The organism is Streptomyces sp. NPDC051020, from assembly GCF_040683105.1.
Classification (GTDB): domain Bacteria; phylum Actinomycetota; class Actinomycetes; order Streptomycetales; family Streptomycetaceae; genus Streptomyces.
Genome location: NZ_JBFBCG010000020.1, coordinates 58,779 through 77,392, shown reverse-complemented (window position 1 = coordinate 77,392; position 18,614 = coordinate 58,779). Strand labels below are relative to the sequence as shown.

Annotated in this window: 14 protein-coding genes and 1 pseudogene; 10 read left to right on the top strand and 5 right to left on the bottom strand. The window is 68.8% G+C overall.

The window, feature by feature from the left end:
- Positions 1 to 15: 15 nt before the first annotated feature.
- Positions 16 to 273, bottom strand: a complete 258-nt coding sequence (locus tag AB0N06_RS13715) for a hypothetical protein (RefSeq protein WP_366134868.1) — start codon at positions 271 to 273, stop codon at positions 16 to 18.
- Positions 274 to 830: 557 nt separating this feature from the next.
- On the opposite strand from AB0N06_RS13715, the gene AB0N06_RS13710 reads away from it, so the two are divergent.
- The 10 genes and pseudogenes from AB0N06_RS13710 to AB0N06_RS13665 all read left to right on the top strand — a co-directional run bounded on the left by AB0N06_RS13710 (position 831) and on the right by AB0N06_RS13665 (position 11,885).
- A complete protein-coding gene (locus tag AB0N06_RS13710; RefSeq protein ID WP_366134867.1) occupies positions 831 to 1,058 on the top strand; it encodes a ferredoxin in 228 nt (75 codons plus the stop codon).
- Positions 1,048 to 1,347 (top strand): annotated as a pseudogene (locus tag AB0N06_RS13705) (FAD-dependent oxidoreductase); the annotation flags it as partial. The gene AB0N06_RS13710 and the pseudogene AB0N06_RS13705, both read left to right, overlap by 11 nt.
- The gene (locus AB0N06_RS13700; protein WP_366134866.1) at positions 1,277 to 2,428 is read left to right on the top strand and encodes a cytochrome P450; all 1,152 of its coding nucleotides are present in this window, start codon (positions 1,277 to 1,279) and stop codon (positions 2,426 to 2,428) included. The pseudogene AB0N06_RS13705 and the gene AB0N06_RS13700, both read left to right, overlap by 71 nt.
- A gap of 177 nt (positions 2,429 to 2,605) precedes the next feature.
- Positions 2,606 to 3,349, top strand: coding sequence for a beta-phosphoglucomutase family hydrolase (locus tag AB0N06_RS13695; protein WP_366134865.1), 744 nt, complete (start codon positions 2,606 to 2,608; stop codon positions 3,347 to 3,349).
- A complete protein-coding gene (locus AB0N06_RS13690) occupies positions 3,346 to 5,736 on the top strand; it encodes a glycosyl hydrolase family 65 protein (RefSeq protein ID WP_366134864.1) in 2,391 nt (796 codons plus the stop codon). The genes AB0N06_RS13695 and AB0N06_RS13690 overlap by 4 nt, the downstream gene beginning before the upstream one ends.
- 836 nt (positions 5,737 to 6,572) lie before the next feature.
- A complete protein-coding gene (locus tag AB0N06_RS13685) occupies positions 6,573 to 7,025 on the top strand; it encodes an SH3 domain-containing protein (RefSeq protein ID WP_366134863.1) in 453 nt (150 codons plus the stop codon).
- Positions 7,026 to 7,093: 68 nt separating this feature from the next.
- Positions 7,094 to 8,122 carry a teichoic acid biosynthesis protein C gene (locus AB0N06_RS13680; protein WP_366134862.1) on the top strand — a complete coding sequence of 343 codons (1,029 nt, stop codon included), beginning with the start codon at positions 7,094 to 7,096 and terminating at the stop codon, positions 8,120 to 8,122.
- A 170-nt stretch (positions 8,123 to 8,292) separates the two neighbouring features.
- Positions 8,293 to 9,072 carry a DUF2690 domain-containing protein gene (locus AB0N06_RS13675; RefSeq protein WP_366134861.1) on the top strand — a complete coding sequence of 260 codons (780 nt, stop codon included), beginning with the start codon at positions 8,293 to 8,295 and terminating at the stop codon, positions 9,070 to 9,072.
- A 467-nt stretch (positions 9,073 to 9,539) separates the two neighbouring features.
- A complete protein-coding gene (locus AB0N06_RS13670; RefSeq protein WP_366134860.1) occupies positions 9,540 to 10,799 on the top strand; it encodes a lipase in 1,260 nt (419 codons plus the stop codon).
- A 24-nt stretch (positions 10,800 to 10,823) separates the two neighbouring features.
- Positions 10,824 to 11,885, top strand: coding sequence for an alpha/beta fold hydrolase (locus AB0N06_RS13665; protein WP_366134859.1), 1,062 nt, complete (start codon positions 10,824 to 10,826; stop codon positions 11,883 to 11,885).
- Positions 11,886 to 11,910: 25 nt separating this feature from the next.
- On the opposite strand, the gene sbnA is transcribed toward AB0N06_RS13665, so the two are convergent.
- The 4 genes from sbnA to AB0N06_RS13645 all read right to left on the bottom strand — a co-directional run bounded on the left by sbnA (position 11,911) and on the right by AB0N06_RS13645 (position 18,559).
- Positions 11,911 to 12,987, bottom strand: coding sequence for a 2,3-diaminopropionate biosynthesis protein SbnA (gene sbnA, locus AB0N06_RS13660; RefSeq protein WP_366134858.1), 1,077 nt, complete (start codon positions 12,985 to 12,987; stop codon positions 11,911 to 11,913).
- 213 nt (positions 12,988 to 13,200) lie between these two features.
- Entirely contained in the window at positions 13,201 to 14,271 is a 1,071-nt protein-coding gene (sbnB, locus tag AB0N06_RS13655; protein WP_366134857.1) for a 2,3-diaminopropionate biosynthesis protein SbnB, read from the bottom strand.
- Positions 14,268 to 15,272 (bottom strand): TauD/TfdA family dioxygenase, encoded by a 1,005-nt coding sequence (locus AB0N06_RS13650; protein ID WP_366134856.1) that lies wholly within the window; start codon positions 15,270 to 15,272, stop codon positions 14,268 to 14,270. Before AB0N06_RS13650 ends, sbnB begins: the two co-directional genes overlap by 4 nt.
- Positions 15,273 to 15,295: 23 nt before the next feature.
- Entirely contained in the window at positions 15,296 to 18,559 is a 3,264-nt protein-coding gene (locus tag AB0N06_RS13645) for an amino acid adenylation domain-containing protein (protein ID WP_366134855.1), read from the bottom strand.
- Between the last annotated feature and the right edge of the window lie 55 nt (positions 18,560 to 18,614).

The window sequence follows — 18,614 nt, the reverse complement described above, 5'->3', positions numbered from 1 at the left end:
GCGGGCCCTAGTGATTCAGGGCGCGGTGACGGCGGATGAGGGCATGGGTCGATGAGTCGTGGGCGAGCTCCGGTTCGGCTTCGGAGGTGAGTTCGGGGTGATCCGGGCGGCGAGTACCTTGCCGAGTTCCACGCCCCACTGGTCGAAGGAGTCGATGTCCCAGATCACTCCCTGGGTGAACACGCTGTGCTCGTAGAGCGAGATGAGCGCGCCGAGGAGACGGGGTGTCAGGACTTCTCCGAGCAGCACATCGGTGGGACGGTTGCCTTCCATGCCCCGGTGGGGAACGACCTCGGGCGCGGTGCCCTCCAATCGTGTTCACCGACAGCGTGTCCACGTCGGTCATAGCCGCGCCGCCCTCCGCGCTCTCGATGGATGCCTACGCTTGTGCGCTGCGTCGACGAGCCTGACCGACAAGGGCCGGAGGAGAGCCGCGGCCCCGCGAGGAGGTAGGTCAATGATTCCGGAAGGACCGCCTGCACAGGCCACATGATTGACGGCTTGGCCGAACGTAGGTCATTCAACTCACCCACTCTGATCAGCCTAGGATCGCCCATGCCCACACTCAACTTGAGTCGCCTTGCCCGCCGGGCAGGGCCGCTCGGCGCGGGTCATCACCACCTGTGTGCAAGGCGATACGCGCGGTTCGGTTTGTGGTCGGGGGAGGCTCGCCAGGACGCTCTCGCGTTGCAAGCCCGCTCCGGAGGGGGCGATCCTGAAGGAGAGGCATGCCATCCGATCGTGTGGACCGAGCGCAAGGGCTGCGGAGCTTGCGGCGTAGGCCGCAGACGCGCCAGGGGACCGCGGCCTGATCAGGGAGTGGGTTCCAGATGAGGCTTGTCGTCGATCTCAACCGGTGCCAGGGATTCGCGCAGTGCGTCTTTCTCGCCCCGGACGTCTTCGCCCTCCACGGCGACGAAGCGCTGCTGTTCTCCCCTCGCTTCGACGAGGCACAACGTGACCGGGTGGAGAAGGCTGCTGCCGCCTGCCCGGTCCAGGCCATCCTTGTCGACTACTCCGATGAGCCGACGAAGCGGGTGGAGCCCCATGTCGGCTGACACGGACGCCGAGGTCCTGCGGCGCCGGGGCCGCATTGCCGTCGTCGGTGCCTCGCTGGCGGGTCTGCGCGCGGCGGAGACCTTGCGCGACAAGGGTTTCACCGGATCGCTGACCATGATCGGCGACGAGCCGTACGAACCCTACGACCGGCCGCCGCTGTCCAAGCAGGCGCTGCTCGGGCGGGCACGGCCCGAGGACACTGCGCTGCCGCGGCGGCGTGACATCGACGCCGAATGGCGTCTGGGCGTCGCCGCCGAGGGCCTGGACCGGGACGCCAAGCGGGTACGTCAGCACCTACTACGAAGTGCGAAGCCTGGCCAACGACCCGCGGCTGAGCAACGACACGAGGAACCGTCCACCCCGCTACGCCCGCACAGCGGAAGCGGAGGACACAGGCCTGCCGCCGAGCTTCATCTTCACCGACCCGCCGGTACACGACCGGCTGCGCGACACCATCAACCGGCCGTTCGGCCCCCCGCACAGCCCCAGGTTCCTCGACGGCCTGCGCGGAGACCTGGCCAAGGTCGTCACCGAGCTGCTCGACGCCTTCGAAGGCAAGGACCAGGTCGACATCGTCGAGGACTTCTCCTACCCCCTTCCCGTCACCGCCATCTGCAAGGTCCTCGGCGTGCCGCGCGAGGACGAACCGCGCTTCCACGGCTGGGCCGATGCCCTGGCGTCGTCACTCGATCCCCAATCCGGCGACGAGGGCCAGGAAAAGGGGCAGCGGGCACGCCAGGAGCTGGGCTCCTACCTGTCCGACCTGATCGAGGCCAAACGCCGCCACCCCGGCCCCGGGATGCTCAGCGCGCTCGCCCCTGACATGACACCGGCAGACCTGGAGGCCACCGCGGTGCTCCTCCTGGTCGCCGGCCACGAGACCACCGTCAACGCGATCACCAATACGACCCTCACTCTGCTGCGCCACCCCGACGTCCTTGAGCGGTTCCAGAAGGAGCCCGAACTGGCCGTCCCCCTCATCGAGGAAGTGCTGCGGTACGAGCCGCCGGTCCAGTTCGTCCCGTGGACCACCGCCCTGGCCGACATCGACGTCGCCGGCACCACGATCTTCGAGGGCTCGCCGGTCTGGCTCATGCTGGCCGCGGCCAACCGCGACCCCCGGCGCTTCGAGGACCCCGACCGGTTCGATCCCGACCGCAAGGACAACGAGCACCTGGGTTTCTACACCGGCATCCACTACTGCTTCGGCGCCCCGCTCGCCCGTATAGAACTACATCTGGCTGTGCCCGAACTGTTCCGCCGGGTCAAGTTCTCGGGGCTGCTCGAGGACCCGCCGCCGTACCGTGCCAACGCAGTGCTGCGCGGCCCCCGCCACCTTCCCGTGGGGGTCGAGGGCCTCACAACCTGAGCACCGCCGTCCCCGCCGGGGCGGCAGCTGCCAGGCCAAGGTTCGTCCTGGCCGGCCGGGTGAGCACAGAGCGACGGCATCGAGAGCGCCCGCAGGCCTCGACCGAGCGAGTGGCCTGTGGCGTGCCGGACGGTGATGTACCACGTCCGTCCGCACATACCTCCTAGCCTCGACGGCATGCTGGGGCTTCCTGCACACGTCCGTGCCTGCCTGTTCGACCTAGACGGGGTGCTCACCCAGACCGCGAAGGTGCACGCGGCCGCCTGGAAGGAGATGTTCGACGGGTATCTCCGCGAGCGCGCGACGCGCGAGGGGACCGCGTTCGTGCCGTTCGACGAGGTCGACGACTACGACGAGTACGTGGACGGGCGGCCCCGTGAGGACGGCGTGCGCACGTTCCTCGCCGCACGCGGGGTGCACCTGCCCGAGGGATCGCCGGGGGACCCGCCGGAGGCGGAGACGGTGAACGGCCTGGGCAACCGGAAGAACGAGCTGGTGCTGCGCCGCATCCGCGAGGAGGGGGTGGAACCCTTCGACGGCTCGGTCCGGTTCCTGCACGCGGCGCGAGCGGCAGGCCTGCGCTGCGCGGTGGTGTCGTCGAGCGCGAACTGCCGGGACGTCCTGAGAGCGGCCGGCATTGAGGACCTGTTCGACGAGCGGATCGACGGAGTGGTCGCCCACGAGCGTCGGCTGCGGGGCAAGCCCGCCCCGGACACCTACCTGGAGGCGGCCCGAGGGCTCGGAACGGAGCCGGGGGAGGCCGCGGTGTTCGAAGACGCCCTCGCCGGCGTCGAGGCCGGGCGGGCGGGACGCTTCGGCGTGGTCGTGGGTGTCGACCGGGTCGGCCAGGCGGAACAACTGCGAGCCCACGGCGCCGATGTGGTGGTCCGTGACCTGGCCGACCTTCTGGAGGAACGGTGATCACCCACCCCAGCTTCACGGTCGAGCCATGGTGTCTGCGCGAGACTGAGCTGAACCTGGACGTGCTCGCGCAGAGCGAATCGGTCTTCGCCCTCTCCAACGGGCACGTCGGGTGGCGCGGCAATCTCGAGGAGGGAGAGCCGCACGGTCTGCCCGGCGCATACCTCAACGGCGTCTACGAACGGCATCCGCTGCCCTACGCCGAAGCGGGCTACGGATATCCCGAGTCCGGCCAGACGATGATCAACGTCACCGACGGCAAGATCATCCGGCTGCTGGTCGACGACCACCCGTACGATCTGCGCTACGGCCGACTCGTCGCGCACGAACGGGTCCTGGACTTCCGCTCGGGCATCCTCAGCCGCACCGCAGAGTGGACCTCACCCGGCGGTCGTACGGTGCGGATCTCCTCGCGGCGGCTCGTGTCCTTCACCCAGCGATCGGTGGCCGCGGTGGTCTACGAGGTGGAGCCGGTCGACGGACCGACCACGGTGGCCGTGCAGTCCGAGCTCGTCGCCAACGCGCAGATGCCGCGATTCGAGGGCGATCCGCGCGTGGCCGCGGCGATCGAGTCACCGCTGGTGCCCGAGGAGCACTTCGCGGAGGACACCCGGCTGCGGCTGGTGCACTGCACCGACCGCAGCGCGCTGCGGGTGGCCGCAGCGGCGGACCATCTCGTCGAAGGGCCGAAGACCACCCGCTGGACGACGCAGTGCGAGGCTGACGTCAGCCGCCTGACGGTGACCGCGGACCTGGTGCCCGGGCAACCGCTCCGGCTGGTGAAGTTCGTGGCCTACGGCTGGTCGGGGGAGCGTTCGCTGCCGGCCGTGCACGATCAGGTGGACGCGGCGGTGGCGGTCGCGGCCAGCACCGGCTGGGACGGTCTGGCCGCGGCCCAGCGCGCGTACCTGGATCGCTTCTGGGCGGGCGCGGACGTCGAGGTCGAGGGCAACGCGCGCATCCAGCAGGCGGTGCGGTTCGCCCTTTTCCATGTGCTCCAGGCGGCGGCCCGCGGTGAGAATCGGGCGATTCCCGCCAAGGGTTTGACCGGAACCGGGTACGACGGGCACTGTTTCTGGGACACCGAGTCCTATGTGCTGCCGGTGCTGACGTTCACCGCTCCGGAGGCCGTCGCATCGGCACTGAGGGCGCGTCACCGGATGCTGCCGGCGGCGCGGGAACGCGCCCGTCAGCTGGGGCTCGCGGGAGCGGCGTTCCCCTGGCGCACGATCGACGGTGCCGAGTGTTCCGCCTACTGGCCGGCCGGGACGGCCGCCTTCCACATCAACGCCGCCATCGCGACGGCCGTCGACCGGTACGTCACGGTCACCGGGGACGAGGACTTCGAACGCGGTGAGGGGCTCGACCTCCTCGTGAACACCGCCCGGCTGTGGCGCTCGCTCGGACACCACGACGCGGAAGGCGTCTTCCACATCGACGGGGTCACGGGCCCCGACGAGTACAGCGCGATCACCCGCGACAACCTGTACACCAACCTGATGGCCCGACAGAACCTGATCTCGGCCGCGGACGCTGCCGTGCGTCATACCGATCGCGCCGCGGAACTCGACGTCGACGACGAGGAGACCGCCGCATGGCGGGATGCCGCGGCCCGCATGGCGGTGCTGTACAACGACGCGCTCGGCGTCCACGAGCAGTCGGCCGGCTTCACGAGTTTCCAGCGCTGGGACTTCGAGGCGACCCCGCCCGAGAACTACCCGCTCCTGCTGCACTACCCCTACTTCGACCTGTACCGCAAGCAGGTCGTGAAGCAGGCCGACCTGGTGCTGGCGATGATGGAGTGCCCGGATCTCTTCTCCGACGAGCAGAAAGCACGCAACTTCGCCTACTACGAGGCCCTGACCGTCCGTGACTCCTCCCTGTCGGCGTGCTTCCAGGCGGTGCTCGCCGCCGAGACCGGGCATCTGCGCCTGGCCTACGCTTACCTCGGCGAGGCCGCGGCGATGGACCTGGACGATCTGGAGCACAACACCCGTGACGGGCTCCACATCGCCTCCCTCGCGGGCACGTGGATCGCGCTGATCGCCGGGTTCGGAGGCTTGCGCCGGTACGCCGGAGACGACGGGAGGCAGAACCTGCTGGCGTTCGCACCGCGCCTGCCGGAGGCGCTGTCCAGGGTGGCGTTCACGCTGCTGGTACGCGGCCGCAGGCTGAAGGTGGACATCGGTCCGTCCCATGCGCGGTACCGCCTGGTGGAGGGCGAACCGCTGGTCGTGCTGCATCACGGGGAGCCCACGCCCCTGACTCCCGACACACCGGTGGACCGCCGGGTGCCGACCGCACCCGTGCGCCCCGAGCCACAACAACCGCCGGGCCGCCGCCCGGTGGGCGTGCCCGTCGAGGAGGAGGACTCCATTGAGCGGTGACACCACGGCGTCGGGTATGCAGAACCTGTCCGGCCGCTGCGTCGCAGAGGGTTTTGGGGGCTTGCGGCTAGGGGGCTGCTTGTAGCTCCCGTTTGAGGATCTTTCCGGTGGCGCTCACGGGAAGCGCGTCCAGGAACTCCACCTGGCGGGGGGTACGTGGCGCCACGACCTCGCTCCTGGCATCGGCGCCGCACGCGCGCATCCATGCTATGCAGACCTGCCGCCCGCAATGGCAGGGAGTTGCGCCGGGCCGGGCGGTAGTCGGACCTCTTATCAGAGTCTCCTACGGCACCGTTCCTGGAGACTGAGCAGGAGTGAGCCCACTCAGCCGCACGCCCCGAACGGTCTTGGGCGCACTGGTCCCCGGCGTACTCAACCCCGGGGCGGCGACACGCATCCCGTGCGTGGTCCGATCCCGGGAGGCCAGTTCCCTGCGCGACCTGGCCAGGTGGGTACGGCCAGTGGCGGCAGGGAGGCCCCAAGCCATCACTCCGGTGGAGCGGGGGCCCTGCACGCTGGCGCCGTACCCGGCGTCCCAGATCGCAGGATCACGTTAACCCGGTCGGCCCAGCGTGCCGCAAGCCATCGGGCAAACCAGCACACGATCGAGCTAACTCAACCTCCTGCACACTCACCGGCGAGCAGTTACCAACCCCTCGGGCCACAACGGGGGCGAGGTGCGCCGTTCCAGCGGGTCAGTGGGACGTCCCAGTTCCTCCCGGAACTCATGGGGACAGCATCACCGCGCCCCGCGCCGGAAACGTTCCGAGTGCGGATGGTCACGCTCCGGCAGGGCAGTCCGGCGTAACCCGTAGTTCAACCCGTAGGAGGTTCCCATGATTCGACGCACCGTACAGCGTGGCCTGCTGGCTGCCGTGGCAACGCTCGCCCTGTTTCCTGCGGCGGCCGTGGCGGCCGACGGCATCCCCCAGACCCCCGGACAGCCCGCGCCGTCCCCGCGGGTCTCAGCGCCCGCCCGGTACTCCGTGCCGCCGCAGCCCTCGACCTCCAGCCACCGGCATACGACGAACCCGAACAGGCGCTTGGGCCGCACCGCTCGCGTCAGGGGCCGCCTGGTGACTCACCGCCTGCCCCTCAACATTCGCTCAGGCCCGGGCACCAACTACCGGGTCATCGGCAGGGCGCGGCACGGCAGCACGGTGACTCTCGCCTGCAAGAAGCACGGGATCAACATCCTGGGCAACAACCGCTGGTACAAGCTCGCCGACCACAAGGGCTACGTCTCCGCCCGCTACGTCCGCAACCGCGGCACCGTTCCCTGGTGCTGAGCAGGTAGGACCGGCCCGCTCCGCAGACTCCGCGGGGCGGGCCCTCGGGCCCCGAGTAAGGAATCTCCATGTTTCTTTCCCCCCAAGGCAATCCGAGTCGCCGGACCCTGCTCGGGCTCGGCACCGGCGCCGTCCTGGCGGTCGCGAACCCGGTCCCGTCGGCCTGGGCGCAACAAGCCGAGAGAGCGTCCGGTCCGTCCTCGTCGGAGCGGACCTCACTGGCTGCAGCCGGGAAACCCTGGATCCGCAACGGTCGACTGCGCCACGCCACCGCACTGCAGTCCTTCGCTTTCGACGAGCAGCAGGGGCACGTCTACGCGCTCCAGGTCGTGCCGAGCGGCATCCAACTTCCGGGCGAGAAGCGCGCATACCGTCATGCGGAGCGAGCGGCGCGTGGTGATCTCTGCGTCAACCGGCTCACGATGGCCGGTGTTCTCACCGGCTACATGTATCTCAAGGGCTTCGGTCACGGCGTCGCACTCGGCGTCGAAGGCCCGCGGCGTGGCTCCGGCGAATTGTGGACGGAGTGGGACGCCAATCCCGCCTCCGGCTACGGTCGCGGCATCTGTCGATTCCGCTTCGCGGACGGCCGCGTACTGACCCGCGACAGCAGAGGGCTTGCCACCTACCGGCCTGTCCCCGGCTCGACGAGCAACTACGTGACCGTGGATCAGGCCAACCGGAGACTCCTGCTGCGGTACAAGCTACGCGGCGTACCACGCCTTGCGGTGCACGACTTCGACCGGTTCGCCGCCCGGGACTTCCGCCCTCTCGCCGGCTTCCCTCAGCGCGGCGCCCGCATGGGCCTGCCCTTCCAGGGCATGACCTTGCACGGCGACTACATGTACCAGATGCTCGGTACCGGGTATGGCCCGGCGAATCCTCGGTCCTCTGGCGGAAACACTCGTCTGTTCCGTGTCGATTGGCGAACCGGCCGAGTCGTGCAGTCGCTCGACCGTACGGCTCCCCAGCTGTACCCGCGTGAGCCCGAGGGATTGGCCGTACTTCGCGAAGGTGGGCCCTGGCTGTGCTTGGGTTTCACTCAGGGGCGATCTGGAGACCGCGAATTCTCCATCTACTACAAGGCGATTGTCTGACGAATTTGTGAACCTGTGCCGATAAATCCATGGCCCGGTCTCGGATCCCCTGTGTATTGGCGGTCTCTTTTCGAGGGTATGCATTGCGGAGTCCGGGATGAGTTGGCGGTCTCGACCAGCGCGGGAGTCTCGCGACGGCGACGTCCCAAACACGGCACGGAGGAAATAGGATGGCTCGTTGGCAGTCCTTGCCCGACTCGCTCAGCCCTGATTCCCGTCTTCTGGTGGAGAATTTGCGCATCATCAAACAGCGGAGCGGGCTGAGTCTGGCGGGATTGGCTGCACGCACGGCCCACAGCAAATCTGCCTGGCATCGCTACCTCAATGGTGATCAATTCCCGCCCCGTACGGCGATCGAGTCACTCGGGCCGTTCGCAGGGGTGGACGTGCCCTGTCTCCTCACCTTGTGGGAAGCGGCGTTCCGGGCCGATGCCGAACCGCGATCGACCGAGCCGACGCCATCCCCCGTACCCCAGGCGAAGACCCCCGCGGGCCGCAACCGGCGACTGGAGCAGGTCGTCATCGTGCTGGCTGCCACAGTCGCCGTACTGGTACCCGCTGCCTGTGCTCTGTACCTGCCCACTCCGGCGACCGGCCGCTCTCTGCGGGAGTCGCCCGCGTCGTGCCGGGGTGAGACCTGCCAGGGGCACTACGCCAGCCGCTCCGGCTGCGAACAGGACGCGCGGACCGAGAGCACCGTCACCCACGCCGCCTTTGCCGTAAGGCTGCGCTACAGCGCCTCCTGTGCCGCAGTATGGGCAGAGGTGCGCACGCAGGACGACGGCGCTCGCAAGGTCTCGATCAAAACAGGACCGAACGAATTGCTCGCCTCCTACTCCGGAAAAGCGAACACCGGGGGAAGCAGTCCCATGCTGGCCGCACCGCACCCGCGCCCCGCGGAGGCGTGCGCGGAAGTGGCGGGCAGGATGGCGTGCGCGGGGCTGTTGTGAGTAAGCCCTTTCCCACCTCGGTCTCCATCGAGCGCACCCGCACCGGCGGCCTGACCGTCCTGCACACCAAGACCCGCGCCTGCGAACGTCGGACCGATGTCACCCGCACTTCCGCCGCACCGCCGCGAACTGCTCCTCGGGCACGCTGATCGAGCCGTACACCGCGAACGGATCGAGCGGGATCATGCCGGTGAACCAGAACCGTTGCGCCCGCGCCTGTGTCCGGCCGATCGAGGAGAGACGGGCTTGCCCGGGACGTGTGGGACTGAACCCCCCAAGACCATCCAGAACGACCGCACGATCGGAAAGACAACGGCTTGTAACAGAGCCCGCGCATCCCCCAGCACATGGCGACACCACATACCCTGACCCGCAGTTATGGCTGACCACCCCATGGGGAGGCCCCCTGCACCGTCCTACCGTGGCGGACCTGGACGACCGAGCCCAACCCGGACGGGAGAGCCGCGATGCGCAGAGCAACGAGCACCCTGCTCGGCCTGCTTCTCACACTGCTGAGTTTAGGAGCAGCCACCACACCGGCCCACGCCTCCCCACCCGCATACCTCACTCTCGAGGCCACCTACACCACCGTCGCCAACGGCTGGGACCGCGTCGACCGCTACCTCGACACCACCAGCGGTTTCCGTTCCGAGCAGTACCCCACGGACGGCCGTGGCGACCAGGACGGCCAGCGACGCACCTTCTTCGGCGGCGCCAAGCAGCCCTACTCCGGCCGTTTCCTCCTCTACTCCGCCCTCGGCTGGAACAGCGGCAGTCACCCGACTCCCGTCCTCCTCGTCCACGGCGCCAACGACAACGCCGACCGCGCCTGGGCCAACCCCGGCGAAGCCGGTGGCTACGGCTGCGGCACCATCTCCTGCCCCAACACCGGACTCATGCAGTACCTCGCCGCCCGCGGCTACCGCGTCTTCGCCGTCAACTTCGCCCATAAGCAGGGCGACAACCTGATGCAGGCCCAGCAGGTCGGCGACGCCATCGGCGTCATCAAGGACCGGCTCGGCGTCAGCCAGGTAGACCTCGTCGGCTGGAGCAAGGGGGAGATGTCCACCCGAGCCTACGTCTCCTCACTGCGCCCCAGCTGGGGACGCCCCTACGCCGGAGACGTACGGCGCCTCATCACCCTCGGCGGCCCCAACGGCGGCTACGACTACCCCTACGCCCACGGCTGGGCCCACGACTTCAGCATCTGGCCTCAATGCGGCGGCAGCGTCAACGCCCCCTCGCCCCACCTCTACATGACCTGCTACGGCACCTACACCGCCCACCCTGAATTCGCCTTCGCCCCCACCAACGGCTACGACGTCTATCCCGGACAACGCCAGATGCTCGCCCGTTGGGACGCCACCTACGGCATCGACATGACCCAACAGGACTGGTACACCACCTACCACGGTGGCCAGGGCATCTATACGTCCGGCAGCGGTATCCAGACCGCCATCGACGCCGGCTCCCTGATCACTCCCCTCCACAACGCAGGCATCCCCGGCACCGTTGCCACCTACCTCCTCGCCGGCGGATCTCCCAATGTCCTCGGCATCTACAACGAGAACCGCGGCCCCAGCGACGGCGTGGTCTTCGTCAGCAGTGCCCTCGACCGCACCGGCATCGCCAACGTTGCCGGCACCGCACTCATCACCACCGCCAACCACCTTCAACTCGGCTGGCACTCCTCCGCCTGCGCCCAGATCGCCGCCTGGCTCGGCTGACCCTGCCACTCCCAAGGACGGACCATGACCCCGCCTGCACTCCTCCCCGGTATCCACGCTCGACGCATCACCACCCCCCGGCTCACCCTCAACCTCCTCGAACTCCCCGACCGGACCGGCGAACCCGTCCTCTTCGTCCACGGCAACGTCTCCGCCGCCACCTTCTGGCAGCAGACCATGCTCGACCTGCCCCACTCCTACCGCCCCCTCGCCGTCGACCTCCGCGGCTTCGGCGATACCGACCCCCTCCCTGTTGACGCCACTCACGGCCTCCGGGACTACAGCGACGACCTCACCGCCCTACGCGACACCCTCACCCTCGACCGCGTCCACCTCGTCGGCTGGAGCATGGGCGGTGGCATCGCTCTCCAACACCTCCGCGATCACCCCACTGCCGTCCGCAGCCTCACCCTCGTCAACCCCGTCTCCCCCTACGGTTTCGGTGGCACCCACGGCCCCAACGGCCGGCTCAACCACCCCGACGGCGCCGGCTCCGGCGCAGGCACCGTCAACCCCGAATTCGTCCAGCGCCTCGCCGAAGGCGACCGCAGCGAGGACTCACCACTCTCCCCCCGCGCCGTCCTCGCCTCCAGCTACGTCAAACCGCCGCTCCGACCCGCGCTCGAAGACGCCTTCGTCGACGCCATGCTCTCCACCCGCACCGGAGACGACCACTACCCCGGCGACACCCGTCCTAGCGACCACTGGCCCGGCACCGCCCCCGGCCCCCGAGGTGTCCTCAACGCCATGGCCCCCACTCACTTCCGTATTGACGACCTGCACCGGATCGACCCCAAACCCCCCATCGGCTGGATCCGCGGCACCGACGACGTCATCATCTCCGACACCTCGCTCTTCGACCTCGCCCACCTCGGTGCACTCGGCGCCGTCCCCGGCTGGCCCGGCACCCACCACTGCCCTGCCCAACCCATGCTCGCCCAGACCCGCCACGCACTCGATCACTACGCCGCCACGGGCGGACTGGTCCGCGAAACCGCCGTCCCCGACGCCGGGCACGCCGTCCACATCGACAAACCCAAGGAGTTCACCGCCGCCCTCCTCGACACCCTCACCGCGGGCCGGTGAAGCAGCCGGGCCGTGCGGACCTGTATCAACCTTGACGTTGCCCGGCGCGATCACGGGCTTGAGGTCGCCGGTCTGCAGGCTCAGCAGCCGGGTCCCACCGTGTCGGTGGCGCGGGGGAGGCTGCCCAGGAACCGGCGGCCACCTCGTCGGAGCCGAGAACGTCCTCGCCGTACAGATCCTGGAGCCAGTTGGTCTGGTAAATGGTGTCGAGGTACCGCTCGCCGAGGTCCGGGCCGATGGCCACCGCGGTGAGATCGCGCGCGTCATGCCGGGCCAGCCAGTCCGTTGCGCCGCTGACCACCGTGCCGGTGGAGCCGCCGAACAGGAATCCGCGCCTGGCCAGACGATGGCAGGTACGGACGGTGTCCGCCTCCTCGACACGTATCACCTCATCCACATAGGACTCGTCGAGCAGCGGCGGGCGCATGCTCATCCCCAGGCCGGGAATCATCCGGCGGCCCGGTGAACCGCCGAAGGACACCGAGCCGACGCTGTCCACCGCGATGATCCGCACCGGCCGGTGCCACTCCCGGAAGTAGCGCGCACAGCCCATCAGGGTCCCGGTGGTGCCCGCCCCGACGAACAGCACGTCCAGCCGCGGGAACTGGCGGGCGATCTCCGGCGCTGTCCTGCGGTAGTGCGCCTTCCAGTTGCTCGGATTGGTGTACTGACTGAGCCACACGTACCGGTCGTCGGAGTCGCACAGCGCGCGGACGTACTCGATCCGTGCGCCGAGAAAGCCGCCGTTGGCCTCCTGTCCGGCGATCATGTGCACCTGGCTGCCCAACGCCTCCATCATCATCCTGGTCGACAGGTTGCCGCGGGCGTCCGTCACACACAGGAACCGGTAGCCCTTGCTTGCCGCGATGATGCTGAGCGCCACGCCAAGGTTTCCGGACGACGACTCGACCAGGATCGATTCAGGCGTCAGGATTCCATCCCGCTCGGCGGACTCCACCATCTCGGTCGCGGCCTTCAACTTGATCGAGCCGGCGAAGTTGAAGCCCTCGCACTTCAGGAAGAGTGGGTGCCCGAAGATCGACCGCAGGTCGACATAGAGCTCCTCTTCGTTGTAGGCGTAGGGAACGGATACGACGGGCACGATGGTCTCCTCTATCTGGAGCAGAGCACTGTCGGAACGTCCATCCGGTCGTGGGCGGGCTTCTCGCCCTTGCGGGCGGGAGCCGGTGTCGAGCCGGGCCGGACGGGGCCCTGCGTCAGCGGTCGCTGTCTCGTACGCCCTGACCTGCGGCGACTTGACTCGCGATCTCTCCTGGGATGAGTCCTGGACTAGCCTCCTGGGCTCTGGGTCCGCTCATCCGTACCGGCTCAGTTCGTGGAAGAAGTCGTCGACGACGCGCAACTCTCCGCGGCGGACCACTTCGTCGTAGACGTCCTTGCCCACCGCGAGGTCGAGCACCCCGAGGCCGAAGGGCGAGAACACCACCGGCCGGCCCGCCGGCACCGCCACGCGCCCGGCCATCACATCGTCCAACGTGCCATGCAGGAACTCCCGGTTACCCGTGAGCTGCTCGGCCAGATGCGGCGAGGTGTCGGCCTTCAGGCAGTGCTCGATGTCATCGACGATGTTGGCCGAGGCGAGCAGGATCTCCGGCGCGAGGTCGCGCAGCGACACGTGCAGCACCAGCGGATTGTGTGCGAACCAGGACAGGTCGCTGACATGCGGCTGGCCGGCGACGGTGGCGAAGACCACCAGGTCGCTGTGTCGGATCAACTGTTCGGCGCTGTCGTGCACGGTGATCCGGCCGGTGGTGCCCGACTGCTCCAGGTAGCACCGGAATCCCGCCGCGCTGTCGGCGGACAGGTCGTGCACACCGATCTCGTCGAACGACCAGCCGGTGCCGGCCAGGAAGGTGTGGATGTAACGGGCGATCAGGCCCACCCCGAAGAACCCGACACGCATCGGTCGCGGCCGGTCGCGGCTCAGCCAGTCGGCCGCCGACGCCGCCGACGCTGCGGTCCTGGTGGCGCTGATGATCGAGCTTTCCAGACACGCGAACGGGTAGCCGGTGGCATGGTCGTTGAGGATCAGCACAGCCGAGGCCCTCGGGATGCCGGCCGTCACGTTCTCCGGAAAGCTGGAGATCCACTTCAGGCCGTCCACCCGCACCTCGCCGCCGATCGAGGCGGGCAGCGCGATGATCCGGGAGGACGGGCGGTCCGGGAAGCGCAGGAAGTACGACGGCGGATTCACCGAGTCACCGGCGCCATGCACCCGGTAGGTGGCCTCGACCAACTCCACGATCTGTTTCTCGCGCCCGTGCAGTGCGCGCTGGACCTGGGCACCGGAGATCACGGCGAATGGTGGCACGGTGACCGGAGCAGACATCGCGGACTTCATGGCGGTGGAACCGGTGGTGGTCATCCTGCGGTCACCTCGACGGTCGGCGAGCAGTCGGCCAGATGCACCGGGTCGGCCATGCCGACGAGCACTTCGCGCGGTCCTTCGAAGGGCTCCCTGCTGTGCGCGGTGCGGACGTTGTCGACGAGCATCAGGTCGCCGGCCTGCCACGGCTCGCGTGCGGTGTTGGCCTCGTAGACGCTGTTGAGCAGGTGCACGACGTCCTCGTCGATGGGGTCGCCGTTGCCGAAGCGGGTATTGAACGGCAGCCCGTCGGCGCCGTAGACGTCCACCAGGTACTCGCGCACCTCGGGGGCCATCGTCCACTCGTTGAGGAACGCGATCTGGTTGAACCAGCAGCGTCGGCCGGTGACCGGGTGACGTACCACGGCGCTGCGGCGCTGTCTGGTGCGCAGTCCGCCGTCGGGCTGCCACTCGAACATGATCGCGTTGGCGCGGCAGTAGCTCTCGACGGCGCCACGGTCCGCGGTGCCGAACGCCTCGGCGACGGACGCCCCGATCTCGTCGTTGTAGCTGCGGGTGAGCAGCCAGCCCTGCCGCTCGAACCGCTCGGTCAGGTCGGCGGGCAGCGCGTCGAGTACGGTCGGTGAGTCGGCCACCGCGGTTGCCCCGCCGTCGGTGGGTGCGCTGATACAGGCGAACATCATCAGGCCGGGGAACTCAAGCGTGTAGCTCAGTTCGTGGTGCATGCACATCGGCTGGTTCGGCGGCCACGTCGATGAGGAGTACACGCCGTCGGAGTAGGTCCGTCGGGGTGCGAAGACCTCTTTCTCGGTCATCAGACGGGTGGCCAGCCTCGAGAAGACGGCGCCGGTCCCGTCCGCGTCGCGCAGCCCGAGGCCGCGGACCAGAACCGAACCGTGCTCGGCGACGACAGCGCGCAGCGCGTCCCGGTGCTCGGCCACCCAGCTCAGGGCGTCGCCGGTGGCCCCGGCCCGGAGGAGAGGAGGTTTGCCGGGTACGAGTTCGACGTCGACCGGCGACGCCGTGGACAGGGAAGACATCTCGGTTTCCTTTCAGTTTCCGGTCAGGAAGAAGCGAACAGTTCGGCGGTGCGCAGCACGGCCTGTGCCGCCTCGGTAGGACGGGTACGCAGGAAGTAGTGGCCGCCGTCGGCGAGTTCGTGCAGGTCGACCTGCTCGGCCAGGAGCTGCCAGTCGCGGTACCGGCGCGGGTACTCCGCCGTGCTCGGGTCGTCGGCGGCAACGACCACGGTGACCGGCGCGGACAGCTTCAGGGCCGGCGGGCTGTCCAGGGCGTCGGCGAAATAGCGGTGTGCGGATACGCAGTCGTGCCGATAGGCGGCACCGATGTGCTCGGCGTGCTGTGCATCCAGCTCACCGAGCTCGGGGTAGCCACCGTCCGCGCTCAGCATGCCGGTGATCTCGGCGTCGCTGCGCCCGGTCAGCTCGGTGATGCCGGCGCGCCGGTCGGCGGCGTTGCCGAGCAGCTGCGCGCCGAGGAACACCCGCTGGACGTCCACCCCGCGCTCCTGCAACTCTCTGGCCGTCTCCAGGGCCAACGCGGCGCCCGAGGAGTGGCCCCAGAGCAGGACCCTGGTTAGGCCACGCCGGATGATCTCGACAACGACCTGCTCGACCACCTGTGCCATCGGGGCGAACGGCCCGCTCCCTGCGGCCACGTCGTGACCGGGCAGTTCGACGGCGTAGACCGCCGGCCCGCCGCGCGGCAGCGCGCCGGCCATCGGCCGGAAGTTCACCGCGTTGCCGCCGGCGTAGGGGAAGCACACCAGGGCAGCGCCCTGCGTACCGTCCGATTCCGACAGTGACTGAAGCAGCCCGGACCGCCCGGAGCGCAGCTCGGACCTGCCGTCGACCAGCCCGGCCAGATCGGCAAGGATCGGGTGACGGGTGACGTCCTTGAGGGACACCGCACGGTCCAGGGTGATCGCCAGCTTCACTGCCGACAGCGACGTGCCGCCCCGGTCGAAGAAATGGTCCCGCCGTCCGATCTGGTTCTGCGGGATGCCGAGCACCTTCGCCCATGCGGCCGCCAGCTGCTGTTCGGTCGGCGTATGCGGCGCGCGGTAGTCGTCCTGGACGAGGCCGAGTTCTCCGGCGAGCGCCTGCAAAGTCTTCCTGTCGATCTTGCTGTTGGCCGTCAGTGGCAGACTCTCCCGCCAGTGGAAGGCCGACGGGACCATGTATTCGGGCAGTGACTCACCGAGCCGGACCAGCAGGACGTCTTCCTCGAGTGGCCGCCGACCGGAGTAGAACGCCACCAGGTGCTTGCTCTGGTCGGCCCGCTCGGTGACCACCACTGCACCGTCGCGCACACCGGGCAACCGCAACAGGGTGTTCTCGATCTCGCCGATCTCGATCCGGAAGCCACGGATCTTCACCTGGTTGTCCCGGCGGCCGAGGAACTCCAGCCTGCCCTCGGGCTGCCAGCGGCCGTAGTCGCCACCCCGGTAGAGCCGGGCGCCCTCACGGTGCGGATCGGCCAGGTAGGCCTGCCGGGTGCGCTCGGGGTCGTTGACGTATCCGCGGCCGACGCAGACGCCGGAGAAGACGATCAGACCGGGGGCGCCGAGCGGCACCGGGGCCAGGTGCTCGTCGACGACATAGACGTGCACGTTGTTGACCGCGGGACCCAGCAGGACCCGGTCCCCGTCGGGCGCGCGGTCCATGACTTCGTGGTTGGTGTCGTCCGAGGTCTCGGTCAGCCCGTAGGCGTTGACCAGCTTGATCCCGGGTTGGGCGGCGAACCAGCGCTGCGTGAGCTCCTTTTTCAGCGCCTCGCCGGTGACCGACACGTACCGCAGGTCCGGCAGCTCGCGGGGGTGCTGCTTCAGAAACGACACGACGACGTCCAGGTAGGAGGGCACGACCTGGAGGACGGCGACCCGGCCGTCAATGATCTTGTCGACGAACCGACGGACGTCCAGGATCACCTCCTGCTCCACCAGCAGGGTCCGCCCCCCGACCAGGAGCCCGGACACCAGTTGCCACAGCGAGATGTCGAAGCACTGGGGTGCGGTCTGCGCGACCACCTGCCCCTCGCCGATCTCCAGGTCGTCGATCTTGGCGTAGAGGTGGTTCAGCATGCCTGCGTGCTCGCACATGGCGCCCTTGGGCTCCCCGGTGGACCCCGAGGTGAAATAGATGTAGGCGAGCTGGTCCGGTGCGACGCGGAGGCCCAGATCGTCGTCGGCATGGTCCTCCTCGTAGGCCGCACCGACGAAGAGCTTCTGGATCCCGGGCAGCGAGTCGAGGGCCTGGTCGAGCGTGGAAGTGCTGCCGGGTTCGGTCAGCACGAGCTCGCATGCGGCACGGGAGAGCATGGTTGCGAGGCGATCGGCCGGGAAATGAGGCTCGATGGGCAGATACACGCCGCCGGCCTTGAAGACCGCGAGCACGGCGGCCATCCAGTCCAGGTTGCGCTCGGTCACCACCGCGACGACACCCTCGGGGCGTAGCCCCCGCGCCAGCAGGGCCCGTCCCAACCGGTTGGCACGCGCGTTGAGTTCCCGATACGTCAGCTGCTGCTCACCGTGCACCGCCGCGACGGCGTCCGGGTGTGCCGCCACGCGTTGCTCGAACAACTCGTGGAACCGGCGGTCCGGGAGTTCCCGGCGCGGACCGGCGAGCCCTTCGAGCTGGAGGCGGAGTTCCGCAGGGGAGAGCAGGCTCTGCCGCCTGTGCTCGGCGTCCGGATCGGCGGCGATCAGCGCGAGCGCGGTGAGGTGGTATCCGGCGATCCTGACGGCGTAGTCCGCGTCGATCGCGTCGGTCCGGTACCGCAGCCGCAGCACGAGCCGACCGTCGCGTTGCGAAAATCCCACCCACAGCACGGTGTCACCGGCGAGTTCGCCACCCCCGCCCTGCGGATCGAACACGGTCTCGACCGACGGTTCGGCCAGGCCCAGTTCGCGCCTGAGCTCATCGACCGGAAAGTTCTTGTGCACCCGTAGATCTGACGCGACTCGATGGGTGTCCAGCAGCAGCGTCCGCCACGAGTCGGGTTCGGTCGTCAGCCGGCAGGGCAGGGGCGGGCTGCCCTCCGCCGGGACGTAGCCAGTCGCGACCTCGTGCTCGCCGGACAGCGCGGCGAGCACCTTGGCGTGCGCGGCCAGCAGCACCGAGTCGAGCGGCACCGCCAGGTCTTCGCTCAGCCGGCCCAACGCTGCCACGACGTCGTCCGGAACTGTCGCTTCGTGTTCGCCGACGCCGGTTACCGGATTGAGCGTCCACCGGGGTATTGCGGTGAATCCACCGGTGACGAGCACCGCGCGCCAGAACTCCCGGTCGTCCTGCACTTGCATTCCCATCTGGTCGTTCCTCTCCATTCACCGTCGCGACCGTGCTGTTCAACGCCGACAAGGG